Source organism: Streptomyces sp. NPDC046876 (genome assembly GCF_040645035.1).
Taxonomy (GTDB): domain Bacteria; phylum Actinomycetota; class Actinomycetes; order Streptomycetales; family Streptomycetaceae; genus Streptomyces.
Window position 1 is genome coordinate 1 of record NZ_JBEYXK010000233.1, and the last position, 1,504, is coordinate 1,504.

Sequence of the window (1,504 nt, forward strand, 5' to 3'; positions counted from 1 at the left end):
GGGTTGGGGGCGCGGCGGGCGGCCCGTGCGCCCGCCCCGGGACGCCCGCCCGCACGGGAGCGGCCCTGCTCAGAGGGAGCAGGACCTCGCACCGCCGGAGGCTCCCGCCGCGCGCGGGGCGACGCAGGCGAAGTCAGTCGCCCAGCGCCGTGACGGCGAGCTCACCGGGGCCGAGGTCGAGGCGAGGCGGAGGGCGTCCGGGGAGAAGACGCCCGCGCCGGTCAGACGACGGGCGTCTCCACCTGCGGCTGGGCACAGGAGGACGAGCCCTGGCAGGAGCAGGAGCCCCAGGAGGCCCCGTTCTCGGGCAGCGCGGCGGTGTCGTGCAGCGCCGTGACGGTCAGGTCGCTGAGGTCGAGGTCGAGGTCCAGGTCCAGGTGGTCGGACTCGGGAGTGGTGTTCTGGGACATGACGAACTTCCTCTCGTGTGGAAGGGGATGCGAAGTGCCGCGGTGGCGGCGGGGGAGTGCTCCCGGGGAGCAGATGGTTCGCGGTTCGTCCGTGCCCGCGTTTCCAGGCGCACGTCCAAAGGCCCCCGGGGGCATCCGAATGGGCGTTCGTGGTGCGGTTCGAGTCTCGGCGGCGGAACAGACCAAGGGCAACTGCACGTGTCACCTTGGCCTGTTGTCCCACCTCGGTTCGTCAGGTGTCGCGCAGGCCACCGATGTTCGACGGCCGCTCCGGCGGGCCGTGCCGTCCTCGGCGCCGCGCGGGACGGGCGACCCGGGACAAAGGTGATCGCCGCTCGTGGCGCCGGGCAGAGACACCCCCGGGCCGCACGGAACCAGCGACTCCATCGGACGGAAGGCGACTTCGGCGGCAGCCGTGTCCCGCGGGGAGGCACGCCGGCCGACACCCCCGTCTGCGTCCCGAACCGGTCAACTTCCGTCCCGACCGTCGATCCCGCCCGTCGCAGCACATGCCCCCGCCCCACAGGCCCCACCCGCAGCGGCCCCGCGCATACCGGCCCCTCTCATACCGGCTCCGGCCCACGCGGCCCCGGACACGGCCGGGCGCCGCTTCCGGCCCTTCCGCGCTCCGACGACCTAGTCTGCGATCAGGCCGCCCGCTCGTGGGGCGGGGCGGTCACCGCGGCACCCGCCAACACGTGGAGGAAGAGATGTCCAGCCCGCAGCAGCCGTTCGGCACGGTCGTCAGCAGCATCGGCGTCAACCTGCGCAAGTACCCCAGCACCGATTCCGCGATCATCGGAACGCTGAGCCACGGCGCCGAGATCGGCCTGAGGAGCAAGGTCCACGCCCAGGACATCGAGGGCAACAGCATCTGGTACCTGCTACGGGACAAGCCCGTGTGGGTTGCGGCCCGGCACGTGGAAAACACCGGGCAGGTGCCCCTGTCCAAGGATGCGGAGCCTGCACAGCCCTCACAGCCCTCACAGCCGGCCGGCTGGGCGGCGGAGCGGATCGTGCTGGTCAACAGCGGTCTTGACCCCAAGGCCATCTGCCCGGCCGAGGTCGGCCACGCGGAGCAGGGGCGCGAGGCG

1 protein-coding gene and 1 pseudogene are annotated in these 1,504 nt (G+C 72.9%); one reads left to right on the forward strand and one right to left on the reverse strand.

Translation table 11 applies throughout. From position 1 onward, the window contains the following. Positions 1-221: 221 nt before the first annotated feature. The gene (locus tag ABZ924_RS38660; RefSeq protein ID WP_361920432.1) at positions 222-410 is read right to left on the reverse strand and encodes a thiazolylpeptide-type bacteriocin; all 189 of its coding nucleotides are present in this window, start codon (positions 408-410) and stop codon (positions 222-224) included. A gap of 1,004 nt (positions 411-1,414) precedes the next feature. Between ABZ924_RS38660 and ABZ924_RS38665 the strand changes: the two are divergent. Then, positions 1,415-1,504 (forward strand): annotated as a pseudogene (locus ABZ924_RS38665) (oxidoreductase); the annotation flags it as partial.